General features: G+C 37.4%; 17 protein-coding genes. 12 read left to right on the top strand and 5 right to left on the bottom strand.

Features of this window, described 5'->3' with window-relative positions:
• Positions 1-924, bottom strand: a complete 924-nt coding sequence (locus C427_RS15795) for an SAM hydrolase/SAM-dependent halogenase family protein (RefSeq protein ID WP_007637777.1) — start codon at positions 922-924, stop codon at positions 1-3.
• Positions 925-1,039: 115 nt separating this feature from the next.
• On the bottom strand, positions 1,040-1,621 hold the full coding sequence (locus C427_RS15790) for a Fe-Mn family superoxide dismutase (RefSeq protein WP_007637779.1): 582 nt from the start codon (positions 1,619-1,621) through the stop codon (positions 1,040-1,042).
• 283 nt (positions 1,622-1,904) lie between these two features.
• Here C427_RS15790 and C427_RS15785 point away from each other — a divergent pair, with 283 nt between their 5' ends.
• The gene (locus C427_RS15785; RefSeq protein ID WP_007637780.1) at positions 1,905-2,246 is read left to right on the top strand and encodes a Grx4 family monothiol glutaredoxin; all 342 of its coding nucleotides are present in this window, start codon (positions 1,905-1,907) and stop codon (positions 2,244-2,246) included.
• A gap of 58 nt (positions 2,247-2,304) precedes the next feature.
• On the opposite strand, the gene C427_RS15780 is transcribed toward C427_RS15785, so the two are convergent.
• Positions 2,305-3,102: a hypothetical protein gene (locus C427_RS15780; protein ID WP_236613702.1), complete on the bottom strand. Its 798-nt coding sequence runs from the start codon at positions 3,100-3,102 to the stop codon at positions 2,305-2,307.
• Between the two features lie 642 nt (positions 3,103-3,744).
• Here C427_RS15780 and C427_RS15775 point away from each other — a divergent pair.
• From C427_RS15775 to C427_RS15760, 4 genes are all read left to right on the top strand, one after another.
• Positions 3,745-4,443, top strand: coding sequence for a BAR domain-containing protein (locus C427_RS15775; RefSeq protein WP_007637782.1), 699 nt, complete (start codon positions 3,745-3,747; stop codon positions 4,441-4,443).
• A 206-nt stretch (positions 4,444-4,649) separates the two neighbouring features.
• Positions 4,650-4,877, top strand: coding sequence for a helix-turn-helix domain-containing protein (locus tag C427_RS15770; protein WP_034899266.1), 228 nt, complete (start codon positions 4,650-4,652; stop codon positions 4,875-4,877).
• A 75-nt stretch (positions 4,878-4,952) separates the two neighbouring features.
• A complete protein-coding gene (locus tag C427_RS15765) occupies positions 4,953-5,879 on the top strand; it encodes a replication initiation factor domain-containing protein (protein ID WP_015431057.1) in 927 nt (308 codons plus the stop codon).
• Between the two features lie 85 nt (positions 5,880-5,964).
• On the top strand, positions 5,965-7,140 hold the full coding sequence (locus C427_RS15760; RefSeq protein ID WP_007637784.1) for a tyrosine-type recombinase/integrase: 1,176 nt from the start codon (positions 5,965-5,967) through the stop codon (positions 7,138-7,140).
• Positions 7,141-7,267: 127 nt separating this feature from the next.
• Here C427_RS15760 and C427_RS15755 read toward each other — a convergent pair whose 3' ends face one another.
• Complete coding sequence (locus tag C427_RS15755; protein ID WP_034899269.1) at positions 7,268-7,468, bottom strand: hypothetical protein; 201 nt, start codon at positions 7,466-7,468, stop codon at positions 7,268-7,270.
• Positions 7,469-8,342: 874 nt separating this feature from the next.
• Between C427_RS15755 and C427_RS15750 the strand changes: the two genes are divergently transcribed.
• The 6 genes from C427_RS15750 to C427_RS15725 all read left to right on the top strand — a co-directional run bounded on the left by C427_RS15750 (position 8,343) and on the right by C427_RS15725 (position 12,700).
• The gene (locus C427_RS15750) at positions 8,343-9,257 is read left to right on the top strand and encodes a DUF2971 domain-containing protein (RefSeq protein WP_007637788.1); all 915 of its coding nucleotides are present in this window, start codon (positions 8,343-8,345) and stop codon (positions 9,255-9,257) included.
• Between the two features lie 125 nt (positions 9,258-9,382).
• The gene (locus C427_RS15745; protein WP_007637789.1) at positions 9,383-10,099 is read left to right on the top strand and encodes a hypothetical protein; all 717 of its coding nucleotides are present in this window, start codon (positions 9,383-9,385) and stop codon (positions 10,097-10,099) included.
• Between the two features lie 290 nt (positions 10,100-10,389).
• Positions 10,390-11,004 (top strand): DUF2026 domain-containing protein, encoded by a 615-nt coding sequence (locus C427_RS15740; RefSeq protein ID WP_007637792.1) that lies wholly within the window; start codon positions 10,390-10,392, stop codon positions 11,002-11,004.
• A gap of 109 nt (positions 11,005-11,113) precedes the next feature.
• A complete protein-coding gene (locus tag C427_RS15735) occupies positions 11,114-11,812 on the top strand; it encodes a hypothetical protein (protein WP_007637793.1) in 699 nt (232 codons plus the stop codon).
• Positions 11,813-11,891: 79 nt separating this feature from the next.
• Positions 11,892-12,248 (top strand): hypothetical protein, encoded by a 357-nt coding sequence (locus tag C427_RS15730; RefSeq protein ID WP_007637795.1) that lies wholly within the window; start codon positions 11,892-11,894, stop codon positions 12,246-12,248.
• 107 nt (positions 12,249-12,355) lie between these two features.
• Positions 12,356-12,700 (top strand): hypothetical protein, encoded by a 345-nt coding sequence (locus C427_RS15725; protein WP_007637796.1) that lies wholly within the window; start codon positions 12,356-12,358, stop codon positions 12,698-12,700.
• A gap of 341 nt (positions 12,701-13,041) precedes the next feature.
• Here the strand turns inward: C427_RS15725 and C427_RS15720 are convergent, their stop codons facing one another.
• A complete protein-coding gene (locus C427_RS15720; RefSeq protein ID WP_226991134.1) occupies positions 13,042-13,416 on the bottom strand; it encodes a helix-turn-helix transcriptional regulator in 375 nt (124 codons plus the stop codon).
• A 218-nt stretch (positions 13,417-13,634) separates the two neighbouring features.
• On the opposite strand from C427_RS15720, the gene C427_RS15715 reads away from it, so the two are divergent.
• Positions 13,635-14,192, top strand: coding sequence for a recombinase family protein (locus tag C427_RS15715; protein WP_007637798.1), 558 nt, complete (start codon positions 13,635-13,637; stop codon positions 14,190-14,192).
• Positions 14,193-14,219: the final 27 nt, after the last annotated feature.

The raw sequence follows: 14,219 nt of genomic DNA, 5'->3' as shown, positions 1-14,219 counted from the left end.
TTATTTAGGTACAATTTCAATTCGCCATTCACCGCCTGCCTGAATATCGAATGCGGCTGCAAAGTTAGCTTGATTCAGCGCTAACGCCAAGTTTTCTAAGCTATTGACATACAGTAACGGTTGTCCCTCTTTTACACCTGCAAAGGAACGTTCAAAACTGATGGTTTCGGATAAAACAAATTTATCCCCTCGTGTCACAGTTACTAGAAACTGTTGGGTATAAAGACTCGCATAATCTTTTGATTTTGTGAGCGACAACAGTAATGACATAGGAATATTGGTCCATACATTGCCGTAAGCGGGATCCAAGATGGGAATTCCGCCGATTAACGAGTTGGCATCAATACGTGCGGCTTCAAATGGTATACTTAGCACCTCTGGCGCTAACTTAGGTCCTACTTGTTCAAAATTTATTGCGCTGGCTGCTAAACGGGCGCCTGTGTAAGCATAAACATCACGGCCATGAAAAGTGTGAGATGCTTCACTACCTTTTAATCGATTGACTTTTTCGTCAATTTCTCTGACCTCACTAATACCTAATCGTTTAGCCACTAGCGTTAAAGTACCGTTGTCTGGAGTAACAAAATAATGATTAGTTTTGGTTTTTAAAACCACTGACTTTCTATCACTGCCCACCCCTGGGTCGACGACGGACACAAATACTGTATTTGCAGGCCAAAAGTCGGCTACTGCGTCTAAACGGTATGCACCCTCCCAAATATTATAGGCAGGAATATCGTGAGTTAAGTCCTCTACTTTAAGGTTTTTATCTACACCCAATGCAACACCATGCATCGCTGATACAGCCTGATCACTTAAACCAAAATCTGATTGGAATACCACTATGCCATTACCACTTGCAAAAGCCAGTTGCGACATTTGCATGGACATCACCACAACAATGCCACAAATTATATTAGACATTGACATAAAAACCTCATTTCACATTATTTACTTTTGATAGGTATTGTCTGCTGAAAAATAGCAAAAAAAAGCCCTGATTAACAGGGCTGATATTTATTTTTTGGATAGTTGGCTATTAGGCGAAGTTTGCAGCAGCAAAATCCCAGTTAGCTAATGCCCAGAAACCTTCAAGGTACTTAGGACGTACATTACGGTAATCAATGTAGTAAGCGTGCTCCCACAAATCAACTGTCAGTAAAGGCGTTAAGGTATGATCAGTCAAAGGTGTGGCTGCGTTGCTAGTGTTAACTATATCTAAGCTACCGTCAGCTGTTTTAACTAACCAAGTCCAGCTAGAACCGAAGTTGTTAACCGCTTTATCATTCAAGGCCGCTTTGAAGTCTGCGAAAGAACCCCATTTGGCGTTTATAGCTTCAGCTAAAGCACCCGTGGGTTCGCCGCCGCCATTCGGGCTTAAGCTGTTCCAATAGAACGTGTGATTCCATATCTGTGCAGCATTGTTAAACACGCCACCTTCAGAATTCTTAACAATATCTTCTAGGCTTTTACTGGCCATGTCAGTGCCTTCAACTAAACCATTTAGTTTAGTGACATACGTCGCATGGTGCTTACCATAATGGTATTCCAAGGTTTCAGCAGAGATATGTGGTTCTAGCGCGTTCTTTTCATAAGGAAGTGCTGGTAATTCAAAAGCCATTTTATTTCTCCATAAAGGGTGATGTGTATTTTAATTTAGAACCGATAAATGCTAGTACTTTATATTATAATGTAAGAGCAATGGTTTGTTATTTGTTAAAACAAATTCTATATGTATAGATATTGCGTCTTGATAATGTTTTTCAAGTGTAAGATTAATTAATTCTTAGTATGTAATTTACTAAAACGATCTAACAAAAGATCAGTAGAGTATTAATCACTAGTTGAAAACGTTAAACTTATCACCAGATCCTTATCATCAAAATTTAAATGAGAGCCGTTACATGGATACTATTGAAAAAATTAAACAACAAATCGAAGAAAATCCCATAATTTTATATATGAAGGGCTCACCTAAATTACCTAACTGTGGTTTTTCTGCTCAAGCCACCCAAGCTCTGATGTCTTGTGGCGAGCAGTTTGCTTATGTTGATATTTTACAAAATCCTGATATCCGGGCTGAGTTACCTAAATATGCAGATTGGCCAACGTTCCCGCAACTTTGGGTTGATGGTGAGTTAGTTGGCGGTTGTGACATCATTATGGAAATGACCCAACAAGGCGAGTTACAGACTTTAATCAAAGAGTCTGCGGCTAAAAGAGCCGGTGAGACTCCAGCTGAATAAACCCAACACCAGATATAAAAATAGAGCCCTTAGCGCTCTATTTTTTTGTCTTTAATTACTATGAAGTTGGCCCAGTAAGCATGTTTTCTACTTGATTGGCCTTTTTTTCTGCAGCCACTACTCTTCGACGTAAGTCATCAATTTGATTGGTTAAATCATTATTTGCTAATGCAGTTGAGATCAGTTTTTCACGCAAACTAGCAAGTTGCTGTTCAAAGTCGGCATCAACATTATTAACTTGGCCAAATTTATCATTTAATTGTTTCAGCAAATTCGCTTGGTTTTCCAGTTGTTCTTTAGCTAAGCCGATGCTTGTATTGTTATTAGCCGTTTCATTGCCTAGGCTTTTTGTGCTTTTCTCAGTTGATGCTTTTAGCGACATCACGGTTTTATTTAATTCGCCAATTTCACTCTGGTTACGTCGCCAAGCCGAGGCCCACAGTTTGTCCATTTGTGACCACAAATCTTCTGTCCTTGCACTTAATTCAGATACCTTAACTTGCAAAGCTGCAGCTGATTGATCCATGTCCTCACCTGTTGCAGACAAACGGCTCTCTAGTTCAGCGATACGGTTTTGTGACTGTTGTAATACTTTATATTGTTGAGCCGACCAATAACCAGCTGCGGCAACAATAACGACAAGTAAAAACAAAATAGCAAACCAAGATGGGGAACTTGAAGTCGCAGGTGTCTCATCTGGCAAGTTACCTTTGTTTAAGCTTTTTTTGGTTGATTGTGCTCTAGTACGATGAAAAGACTCCAAATCATCTTTTTCTAACCTGATTTTCGGCATGTCATCTAAAGGGTCAGTCGCCATGTCATTCTTTATTGAAGTAAATATAAATTTATTATACATAGCAATGTATACCCAAACCACCTCAAGATACGCATTTCAGAGCGAATTGGGCACATCAATTTAAGATGAGTCTATGACTGAATGAGTTCTATCTTCTGAATTGGTTCAACACAGGTGTAAAAGCCCTAAACGTTTCTTTAATGTCGATTTTAAGCGATGTACTTCAGGCGCCCAAAGCTGGATTGCCTATTTTAGTTTTGGTCAATAATCCTGCAATATTCCACATATCCTAGGAGGTCTTTCCTACCGTAATACAAAGTTCTATAAATATTTATTTTGATGTAACTTGGGGATGAATAAGTAGATAAAAATTGAAGTGCTATTTATTTGTACTGAATGGTATCCCCACCTGTTCAGCATTTAATTTCATAAGCATTTGATATTTAAGTGTTTAATTTGTATATTTATCTTTGTGCAACACATGTGCAACAGCTTTGTTTATTTTGTCATCACTTAAATTTCAACTCTTACTAATCTTTTGATCAAATATATAAAACCGTTTCTAGTCTGAAGCTATTTAGGTAATCTTAGCATTTTAACAAAACCATCTTTGAAACGAGCGACAGAACTATGTATACGAATGAATTGTTTACAGCAATATAGAAAGGGAAGTTACTTAAATTACTTTATTTTGGAATATAAATGCCTAAAACCGATATAGATACCAATCCTCAAACAAACGCTAATTCTGATACAAAATCTAATCCCCCTGATTATATGCCGTCAAACATCGATGACAATCAGGATAATGATGATGTTGAAGTAGAATTAATGTATTCCATTATAGATCAAGTTATTGGATTGGAGAAAACAATTGAAATAGTACTTAACACTTATTCTAATTTACCTAAATCTAAACAAAAGAAAGCTTATGCAAATCGACAGTTTGAACCTGTACTTGAAGATCTTAAGTTAGGATTAGATTACATATCTAGCTATCATAAAGTTATTGAAGTTCATGAATCTGCAGAAAAACGTTTTGAAAAAGCAGCCCGGGAAAAAGTCAAAACTGCAAAAGTTAAAGCGCGGAATAAAATCAGATTAGAAAAGCAAAAGTTAATTGATGAGGTTGAACAAAAAACATGGTTAGAACCGTTTAAAGAAGCTCCAGATGCACTTAGAGCAGCAATACAATTATATAAGTTGTCACCAACTTTTGAAGAATTCAAGGCTAGTCGAAAAGGGTATAAAAATTTGTTGAAGGGCATTTGGGAAGGTGAGGCAATGAAAGATGGTCTTTCCAAAGAGGGAATAGACATAGACAATTTTTCGAACGAAATGAAAAATAGGATTTTGACCCTATGCAATCTAAACCATGATGGTGGTACACCGAACTCTTAATTTAAATAACCCATATTTTCACTATGTACGACCCATCAGACTAAATTTTCCTATCATAACCTACGGTCAGTTATCCATTTGATTTATATAAAAATTTTTGAATATATTGTGATTTTTATTAGAGAGGGCCTAACCTACCTATCTTACAAAATTAACTATATTCACCTTCAATGTCCGCTCAATTTGAATAAACAAGAGCGAACATTATGCATCCCAAAAGATCACAAAATACATTATTAACCCCCACGCAGGTATCTGAGCAACTTGGTGTCACCATTGGCACTTTGGCTGTTTGGCGAAGCACCGGAACCTGTCAAATCCCATATCTAAAGATTGGTCGCTGTGTTCGATATAAGACATCAGATATCGACGCGTTTCTTAGTGAACAAACGCATTTGCATACGCATCTCAAAAAGACTGGAGGTGCCTTATGAAAGTTAGTCTGATTAATGTTGGTAGATCTACAGAGATCACAAACGGATCATTCGTATTTATTGTAAGGGCATCAAATGCATAGTTTTAAAAGTCTCGTCCCACTAAATAGCAAAGAAAAAGACGGTAGAGTATCACCCGATAAGTCACCAGTGTTTATTGACTATTTAACATTACTTATTAGCAACATCAATGACCACGCGACATACCTTATGTGGGTTAATAATCACCTTAAGTCTTTTGGATTAACCATTTCTAAAAGACGGGCAGCTATACCCATTGGCTACGACATCGCATATCAAATATGCACAGTGTCAGATGAAAACGACGTATGTGGCAGCATTAAATACAGTGTGAAATTAAGTCGGTTCCTATTTGAGTTAACAGGGCGGGGCTGCTCTATGGCAGAGAAATATGATTCATTTACTTGGATCCGCTCAATTGTGTTTCAGAATAATGTAAAAATTAAACGGATTGACTTAGCAGTGGATGATTACACTGGATTATTCAAGATAGAAAAAGTTGATAGGGCCCATAGTCGAGGTAATTGTAATAGCATAACCGGTCGTCGCCCAATGAAACGAAATGTAGGTAATAAAAAACAAGGTCGGACACGTTACATTGGCGGGCCAACTGCTTACAAGCAAGCCTGTATTTATGAGAAAGCGAAGCAACTAGGTATTAATCATGAAGAATTTATTGACTGGGTTAGGGCAGAAGTCCGATTTAATTCGAATAGCCGTGACCTCATTCCTAAAGAGATACTTGACTACAAGACAGACTATTTCTTTAGCGCTTACCCTAAGTTGTTTCATTCATTAGTAAATAGCGCGAAGTATTACCCACCCGTCTTTCGGGAAAGCCTTGAGTATGCCGCTAATTTGGGGCGTTCAGCGATGTACTCTAGACATCAATACGGGAGAATAAACCAAGCGTTAGTAAATGTCGTTGGTGAAAAAGAAGCTATTAAACTACTTACTCGACCGGGAAAGTCAAAAAATTAAAGCGATTACCCTTCATTCAGGACGAATATATTAAGGAGAAATTTTCAGAATTATTGATTGATATTACAACTCAGAAACCAAGCAAATGAAGACAATTACGTTGCTGTTGAGTAGCCAATCAATTAATAACAATATAAGTGGTAGCGTTCAATTAAGAGATAAAGGATGTCCCTCCCTTATTTTTCGTTACTCAAAAAGATACGCGCCTATAGGCACATTTCATGTGCGCTTTACTCAGCGAGGAAAAACGTCCAGTAAAGTTATTGGCTCATACCCGACAGTAACTATTAAAGTAGCTCGATTAGCGGCTTCCAACTACTTGTTGGAATTAGAAAAACATAAGTTTACGGTGTCTCGTCAACGAATATTCGTTAATGGCAAAGACCTACTGAACTGGTATATCGAATTTCGTTTGTCAGATTTAGGGATATCAGTAAATACCAAAAGGAATGTTATCCATCAAGTGTCGCATCTACTAATGCCAAGCTTTGGGGTAGTAAAAATAGAACAAATTTCGCCAATGTACTTGGCGGAGAACTGGATAATTCCCAGTCTTAATGAATATGGGCTATCGACGCTTAAAGGAGCCTTTCAATGTTTAAAGGCAGCGTTTGGCCAAGCCCAACAGTTGGGATATTTGGCCAATAACCCTGTTAAAGAAATCGCCTTTAGCGATATTACAGCAGGCAAAGTAATACCCAGAAAAAGTAAGATTGAACGTTGGACACTTAAGCAATTATTGAATCTAATATTGGCGTTTCCAGAAGACACAAAAATGTTCTGCATACTTTGCTTGGGTTATCTAACCAGAAATGGTGAAACAGCTTTGGCAACCTGGAACGACTTTGATTTCGATAAGATGCTCTGGCATATACCAGCGAGCAATACCAAAACGGGGCAGAGCATTACTCACCCCATTACTCCAAAAATGAAATATATTTTACTGCATTACAAAGCTTGGCAGCGAAAACGGCTACGTTCAAAATTTCTATTTCCACGAACCAATGGCTATAGAGCAATTACGCCATCACAGGCTGCTCATGCTATTTCTAGGCATTCTAATTCAAAACTTCGACTCCATGACTTACGCAAATACGGTTCTTCCTACCTAAGGGATATGGAAGTAGATTATTATGTTGTAGAACGCATCTTGAACCATAAAATGACTGCGCTAGACCGAACTTATATACACACCAGTGTATTCAAAATTATCCGTGGCGAGTTAGAAAAGTGGCATGATGAAATTACGGATTGTGTGTAGATTTACCCAGTAGAAATATGCATTGAAATTTGCTGTTGGGGGGAGTGTTCTCAATCTGAAGGTTTTCAAAGAGCGCTCAGCGGATTGAATGAAAAGCGACAACCGGAAGATCCCTCAATTAAATCAGTCAGCTATAAGACTGGTCAGCACCAAATCCAGACATTACAACCTCAAGCACCAGCCCTCTCTTGCAAAAAATAATAGCAATCTCTATGCTGCCAAAAGCCTTTACAATTTTGTTTTCGACTTTTTTTTTAGCTTCATGCTCCAAATCAAATTGAAGGAGTTGAAGCCAAGTTTTAACTAGTATGTATAGTGGATTTTGCATGATGCTCGTCCGTGAGTACGTTTATTAATAAACATAGCTCACGGACTAGGGTTTTCAAGTAAACTCAAGCAACTTAAATCCTTATGATTTTTCGGCCCACTAAGACTTAAAAGTGCCAATAACGGTCATTCGCCACTGGCTTAGTTCTCGTTATAAGTTTCGATAGAGCGGACTCTGAATTAACTGGTTCGCTAAATAGTTTCTACTGAAATTGACGGTGTACAAAATCAGGTATAATGAAATTTAGTGAATAATGCTTATGTCGCTTCCTATTATGTAATTTTGTCTGTCTCACTTTGTTTTTCTCAAAAACGCTAAGTTAATAATTTAACTATGGAAAATGTTTTTCACATAGTTTTAATAGGAAGAAGAAAAGTCTCGTTAAAGTCAGGTCTCCTTTCGCAAATTTTTGTGATTTTGATCGAATCAGAGTGAGAAATACTTAATAAAATCAAAAGGTAAGTACTGAAAGTGACGAAAATAAAAATCAAATCGAGAAGTTGCATATACGACATGTTCGATAATAAGCGTTAGCATTCTAAAGCGTATTTACAGAGGGCTACCTAAAGTGGTGTGCAATGCGGTTAGCTTTTTAGCTAATTACAATCGGTAAAAAAGATTCACGTAACTAGTAAGTTCTGGCAATATTAATCATCAAACACTGACAAAGTTAAGGCAACGGAAATTGCAGTTACACAATTCAAACAAGGCAGTCACAGTTTGTTAGTTCATCATTCAATTCAAACAGCAGCCCGCAATGTGGCAGCTAATCAATAAGCCACACGGACGCGCAAAAAGCGCGCGCCTGTACTTAGAAGCGTTAGGCCTCAGTGCCAGAATCGATGCGTAAATTATCAATAGATGAAGTTTATAAATGAAAATAAATGAACAAGAAAAACCTAAGGTACTCTTTAAGTACAGAGATGACTCGGAACGTACTCAAGATATCATAAGAAATCAGAAAATTTGGCTATCATCACCTTCTCAGCTGAATGATCCTCTAGAATGTCGTATAGGAGAGATCCCCCCAGTTTGGGAAGCTAAAACAATCCGTGAAATGGAACAGGGGCAATTGATGGGCCTTGTGGCTCAACGACCATTTTTTGAGCCACCTAAACGACTTTTTTCGTTGAGTGAGCGAGAAACTAAACAATGGTTAAAGCGCTTCAAAAAGTTGACTCATAGCAGGAAAGTAAAAGCGATGAGGTCTTTATATTCAGATCATGGTATGCGGTTGTCTAATCCTGAGAATATATTTAGGGATATGCGAAAGCGTCTATCTTCAGTAGGGATCTTTAGTCTTAGTGGGACTTCCGCTAATGAGTTAATGTGGGCGCATTATGGTGCTAACCATGAAGGTGTAGCGTTTGGTTTTAGTTGGTCTAACGACTGCAAATTAGCAAACCCTAGACATTGTTTGCCTGCTACATACAACAGAGAGAAGCCTACATTCAAGGCTGGCATTAAGAATGAAGTACAAATTATGGCTCCAGGTAGCGGGGTACAAAATGTTCAAAGGGTATCGTTCGAAGATGATGTATTTAGATCTACAATAAGCACTAAAACACCTGCATGGGAATACGAAAAGGAATGGCGCTATGTTGAAGAAAGTCATGGGTTATTTGATTTCCCCGGAATATTGAGCCAAGTAGTTTTTGGCATGAGAATGAGCAATGAGCGAAGAGACTTTTATAAGATCCTCATCAATAAGGTTATACAAAATGACGTAGAATATTTCGAAGTCGTTGAAAGTGAAGATCTTAGTGGGTTGGGTATACGGAAAGTTTGAACTTAAAGGCCTAATAAGCGCTTTAAACGGAACAAAAACAGTTGGCTACGTTTCGCTCGGCTTCACATTATAGCCAACCATTTTTGTTTCGCTTAAGCGGGCGTTAGATTTACAGGAGTATAAAGTTGCATAAAGCATTACACCCACAGCACTCTAATCCAACCTATAAAAATCAATTGATAGATTGTTCGGAATTCAAGAAGTTAGCTACTCAGCTTGGCTTCCAAGACATGAATCTTTCACCTAGTACTCAGTGTCCAGTTTGCAATAGAGACATGAAAGTAAAAGCGGGTCATACAAAAGCTAACGCACATTTTTATCATAACGATAGCCAATTTTGCCCTACAAAAGATCCCGCAGCACGCCCATATCGTGGACTTACACCAACTAGACCAGATCCTCAAACAGTCGAACAAAATCGAAACTTTGCTGATTTGAATATGGATAAGCTTTGGGCTAGAACAAAAGATATAGTTCCCTTTTTAGACTTAAAGGAATTTTTAAAGCTGCTCAAAGAAGCCAATCGACTAAATGTATACAGCTATGCCAATTTAAAACCGCAATATTTACCATATGTATACGTAACACTGTTAAATTTCTTACCAAGTCAAAGCTATAAGAAAAGGAGAAAATTGAAATTTTGCTTTTTCTATGAAGATAGTGTGAAATCGTACGATGACCTATGGATTAACGCTGGTCAATTTTCTAGGTTAACTAGAATCTCATATGATAAGACGAAAACTAAGGCTGTAAGAATAATTGATACCAGTACTAATTACTTAAACACTAATACTAGCTTGCTGTCAGAAGCCCAGTTGGTTTGGTGTAGGTGTGTAATGTAAATCTAAGTCGTTCAAAAGGACAAAAACAGTTGGCTTTTGCTCCTTCATCGCTAATTTTAGCCAACACTTTTTTGCTTCTTAACGAGGCGTTGAGGCTTTAAAATTTCTCCAAAGTGGAAAATGGCGATTGAAATTTATGTTCAGAGAGACTGTAAAAATCTTTTTCTAGTAGGATATTGCCTCAGATTTCACGTAGGAACGCGTTTTGAGGCTTAATTTTTAATAATTTTTGAGACTGTTTTTTCTAAAAGAGAAATTCTACAGCCTCGTTAGGTGAATCGAGAGTTTAGATGAAGATTAAGCTGAAGGATTACGAAAGAATTTATAAAACAATTAACAGCATCGTAAAAAATGAAAATGCTGACCCTACTGTTGCATGTACATTTTTTAGCTTTTATGGTGCACATATTCTACGAGAACATTATAAAATGGATGCTCAGCCCCTTGCTGGTATGTGTTTCTATCATATGGGTGGCAATAACGACGTTTTATCCTTTGCAAAATTAGATGGTGATAATTTCTCATCAGATATAGATGCTTTCCACTGTTGGGTAGTTGTAGATGGCTGGTTAATTGATTTCATGGCACCAGCTTTTTCTGATATTAAAACAGGTAAAGTTCCTCTAAAAGCCAAAATGATGCAGAAACCGATATCTGAAATGGCTGAATCACTAAATCATCTCACTAAAGAAGGTGATTTCTATTTTGATGCAAACCCTGAAGTCCTAGAGAATAGAATGGAATATTTAGCCTCTAGTCTTGCGTATTCTGATTTAGCAGATATTTGTAGTCAATGGTACAAAAAGCCTCCTAAGAAAATGAACAGTGCAATTCAAATTAAGGATGGAAAAGGGCAGCTAAACTCTATTGCTTTACAAGGAAATAGCGTAATAGGAGCTTGGTAAATAATTCACCTAACAAATTAACAAGGTCACGTAACAGTTGGCTACGTTTCGTTACAAAACTTTAGCCAACCATTACTTAGCCTGTTATTGGGCCGTTATGTGAATCGAGATGAATATGTTAGTACCGAGTGATAAGCAGTGGAAAAAATGGAGTTTGCCGAGCAAGCTTACTGCAGTAGGTACATTGCTTGGTTTACTTTCTCTAGTTTATGCCTTAAGTATCGACTTGATAGGTTCTTTTAAGATTGAAACTTATCAATCATATGTAGACCACTATGCTCATCTAGACTCCTCAAAATTTAATTACGATTCTTTTCAAACACGTGAAGAACACAGAAATGCAGACAACATATTAAGAATATATGCATATGAGGGTGAGTTTGACCAAAAATTGAAGCTTACCAGCTTGATTAATGCGTCAACGACAAAAGGCGATACTATTTTCATAAGACTAAAAATGTATGCTAATACCTTGAGGGAAATTGAAAATGACAGTGGGTATAGAATCAGTCTACCAAAGTATGATCTTACAAAAGATGAAATTTCTTATGTTGCGTCGTTTGGTTATGGACCGGAAAAATTTAGCGTATTTTTAGATGGCGTCGAAAATTCCAAATCTGGGTTTGATGAGGTTTTCTTCTGCAAGAAAACATCAATGTATCACCTATCTGGCTTTTATAAATTCACTGCTCTTGGTCAGGCTCAAGGGTTCAAGTCGGTACATGGGCGCTTAATTTCTGTGGATCCTGAAATGGCAACGAATACTATTCGAGCAGCCTCGGAGTCTGATGTATGTTACGAGCTGTAATTCACATAACAAGAAAATCCAAGTGACGCCCACGGAACACCTGAATTTGGCGTTATATTTCACAAGGACGTTTCGAATTATGAATGGCTCAGATGTTGATAATTATCTAAACAAATGTTTTTTCGCCACCTTGCTAGCAGAGGATAACAATCGTTACCTGATTTCATATCGTCTAGATACTGGAGCTGAGATAGCTTTTGACCCAAGAGTGAAGGGACTAACAGGTAAAGAAGCCTCAATTTTTGTAACTCACAAGCCAAGTCGTTTACTTTTAACAGGTGATGTTAAATTGGCTGCTGAGTACAATTCCGAAAATCCAAGCACTGCATTAGGTCGTGTATCGGAACTGTTAGACAAGTCGATCAATCTTTACCGTATTCGTGTGCTCAATTATTCAGGTCTAGACGCACTTGTAAATTGGATTCGATGGGCGTGAAATATAATAAACAAATTATGGTATGAACGCGCAAACAACGCGCGCCCCAAATTCGCAGCCTTAAATGGCCTCAGATTTCACGGCAGAATAAATGTTAAGGTGTAAAAGTGAATAAAAATACTCTCAATATTGAACTTTGTTATGAGTATGTACAGCAAAGACGAAAATATATACTATCTTTTTTTATTGGCTTTGCTTCAACAGCAATACTGACAAACTTTGTAAGTACTGTTGGGGTTATTATATATGGTGTTATCTGCTTTATTTCAGTTCTTTGTTATGGCGCTCACTTAGGTTTTGGTAATGAAAGCGAAAGAAATTATTTTGGTAGATATACTAAAAAGGGAAGAGAAGATCAGCGTTATACAAAACATATTTCATATAAAGAACATACAATTTTCAAAGGCCATCGAGTGAGCGAAATAAAACAACACCTAAAAGAAAACAAATAGGGAGTGTTGGTAACTTCTAGGCAATAGGATGGCACATATAACAAGTCGTTTAGAGGCAATAAAACAGTTGGCTTTTGCTCCTTAGTCGCTAATTTTATCCAACTATTTTATTGCCTCTAAACGAGGCGTTAACGAACGTCCGCTTTTAAATAACTCCATTTATTAAATAGAAATATCACTATGGCATACTAGGCTGTTAATATCCGCTGTATATACTCATAGCTATTTAGTGGCATAGTTAATTTGGCATTACTGAGCGTAAGCTTTTGGTAACAGCAAGCCTTAGAGCGAATGGCCCCTTTTAGCCGTGAGTTCAAACGCTAAACCCAAGCAATGCTTCATTAATTGTCATCGTGTGAAATTATCCAATCTACCACTGTTCGTTTTTGCCAGGCTTTAAACCTAGGTCCCAAGTTTAAAGGTTTAGGGAAACTTCCTTCTTCCACCATTCTGAAAATAGTTGAACGACTTACTGAAACTAAAAGGCAGACTTCCCTTATACGAATCAAGCATTCAGGTGGTTTCTCGGCCAACTTATCAGTCGACAATGGATCAAAAGTCATTACTTTTGGAGATGTTGGTATTTCTTGGCTGATATTTTTCGATATATCTGCAATATGATTTAGTCCTTGTTGCATTTCAGATATGTTATTTCTTAGCTTCAGGCTTAGCTGCTCCAAATAGTAAAGTAGGTATTCTTTTTCTTTTTTGTTCATGGCAATCATTTGGTTGATAAAAGTAGATGAAATTTTAGTTTCACACTTTGATGGTTGCCAACATATGAGTTGGAATTTCTGACTGTAATAATAAGGTATACCTTAACCTTACATTTTTATTTAAGCTAAAATTGTCAAAATAGAGTCTATTTATTGATTTGTTTACATGTGTAAGGTAAAGTCTAGACTCTAATTTAACAATTTAGGGAAGTTTAGTTATGAAAGGTCAAAAGATTGGGTATAAGCGAGTCAGTTCATTTGAACAAAATGAAGAAAGGCAATTAGACCAAGAAATTTTAGATCGTGTTTTTGTTGATAAAGCTTCTGGCAAAGATACCAATCGACCACAACTTAAAGAATTACTATTGTTTGCCAGGGAAGGGGATGAAGTTGTAGTACATAGCATGGATAGGCTTGCTCGTAATTTGGATGATTTACGCCAAATTGTAAAAGGTTTAACGAACAGAGGCATTGGTATTCGTTTTGTTAAAGAAGGCCTAACTTTTACTAATGAAGCTGATTCGCCAATGTCTAACTTGCTTCTGTCCATGATGGGCGCTTTTGCTGAGTTTGAGCGTTCACTGATTAAAGAACGCCAGAGGGAAGGTATTGAGCTGGCTAAGAAAAAAGGCATTTACAAAGGGCGTAAACGGTCATTATCAGCCGAAGAGGTTACTGTGTTGATTGAACGAGTTGTTGCTGGAAGTAACAAAAGTGAATTAGCCAAAGAGTTTGGAATCAGCAGGCAAACTCTTTATTCTTACTTGCAGATTTAGACTATTTTATTTGCTCATTTTAGCCTT

The organism is Paraglaciecola psychrophila 170 (assembly GCF_000347635.1).
In the GTDB taxonomy this organism is placed as follows: Bacteria; Pseudomonadota; Gammaproteobacteria; order Enterobacterales; family Alteromonadaceae; genus Paraglaciecola; species Paraglaciecola psychrophila.
Note: the sequence above shows the minus strand (reverse complement) of the source record. Positions and strands in the feature narration are given on the sequence as shown.

What these genes read in the sequence shown, in the direction of transcription:
- C427_RS15750 (WP_007637788.1), top strand. Translation starts at nt 8,343, where the DNA reads ATGAAAATAAATGAACAAGAAAAACCTAAGGTACTCTTTAAGTACAGA.
- C427_RS15735 (WP_007637793.1), top strand. Translation starts at nt 11,114, where the DNA reads ATGAATATGTTAGTACCGAGTGATAAGCAGTGGAAAAAATGGAGTTTG.
- C427_RS15790 (WP_007637779.1), bottom strand. Translation starts at nt 1,621, where the DNA reads ATGGCTTTTGAATTACCAGCACTTCCTTATGAAAAGAACGCGCTAGAA.
- C427_RS15760 (WP_007637784.1), top strand. Translation starts at nt 5,965, where the DNA reads ATGAAGACAATTACGTTGCTGTTGAGTAGCCAATCAATTAATAACAAT.
- C427_RS15770 (WP_034899266.1), top strand. Translation starts at nt 4,650, where the DNA reads ATGCATCCCAAAAGATCACAAAATACATTATTAACCCCCACGCAGGTA.
- C427_RS15730 (WP_007637795.1), top strand. Translation starts at nt 11,892, where the DNA reads ATGAATGGCTCAGATGTTGATAATTATCTAAACAAATGTTTTTTCGCC.
- C427_RS15775 (WP_007637782.1), top strand. Translation starts at nt 3,745, where the DNA reads ATGCCTAAAACCGATATAGATACCAATCCTCAAACAAACGCTAATTCT.
- C427_RS15755 (WP_034899269.1), bottom strand. Translation starts at nt 7,468, where the DNA reads ATGCAAAATCCACTATACATACTAGTTAAAACTTGGCTTCAACTCCTT.
- C427_RS15720 (WP_226991134.1), bottom strand. Translation starts at nt 13,416, where the DNA reads ATGAACAAAAAAGAAAAAGAATACCTACTTTACTATTTGGAGCAGCTA.
- C427_RS15780 (WP_236613702.1), bottom strand. Translation starts at nt 3,102, where the DNA reads ATGTATAATAAATTTATATTTACTTCAATAAAGAATGACATGGCGACT.
- C427_RS15785 (WP_007637780.1), top strand. Translation starts at nt 1,905, where the DNA reads ATGGATACTATTGAAAAAATTAAACAACAAATCGAAGAAAATCCCATA.
- C427_RS15765 (WP_015431057.1), top strand. Translation starts at nt 4,953, where the DNA reads ATGCATAGTTTTAAAAGTCTCGTCCCACTAAATAGCAAAGAAAAAGAC.
- C427_RS15795 (WP_007637777.1), bottom strand. Translation starts at nt 924, where the DNA reads ATGTCTAATATAATTTGTGGCATTGTTGTGGTGATGTCCATGCAAATG.
- C427_RS15740 (WP_007637792.1), top strand. Translation starts at nt 10,390, where the DNA reads ATGAAGATTAAGCTGAAGGATTACGAAAGAATTTATAAAACAATTAAC.
- C427_RS15715 (WP_007637798.1), top strand. Translation starts at nt 13,635, where the DNA reads ATGAAAGGTCAAAAGATTGGGTATAAGCGAGTCAGTTCATTTGAACAA.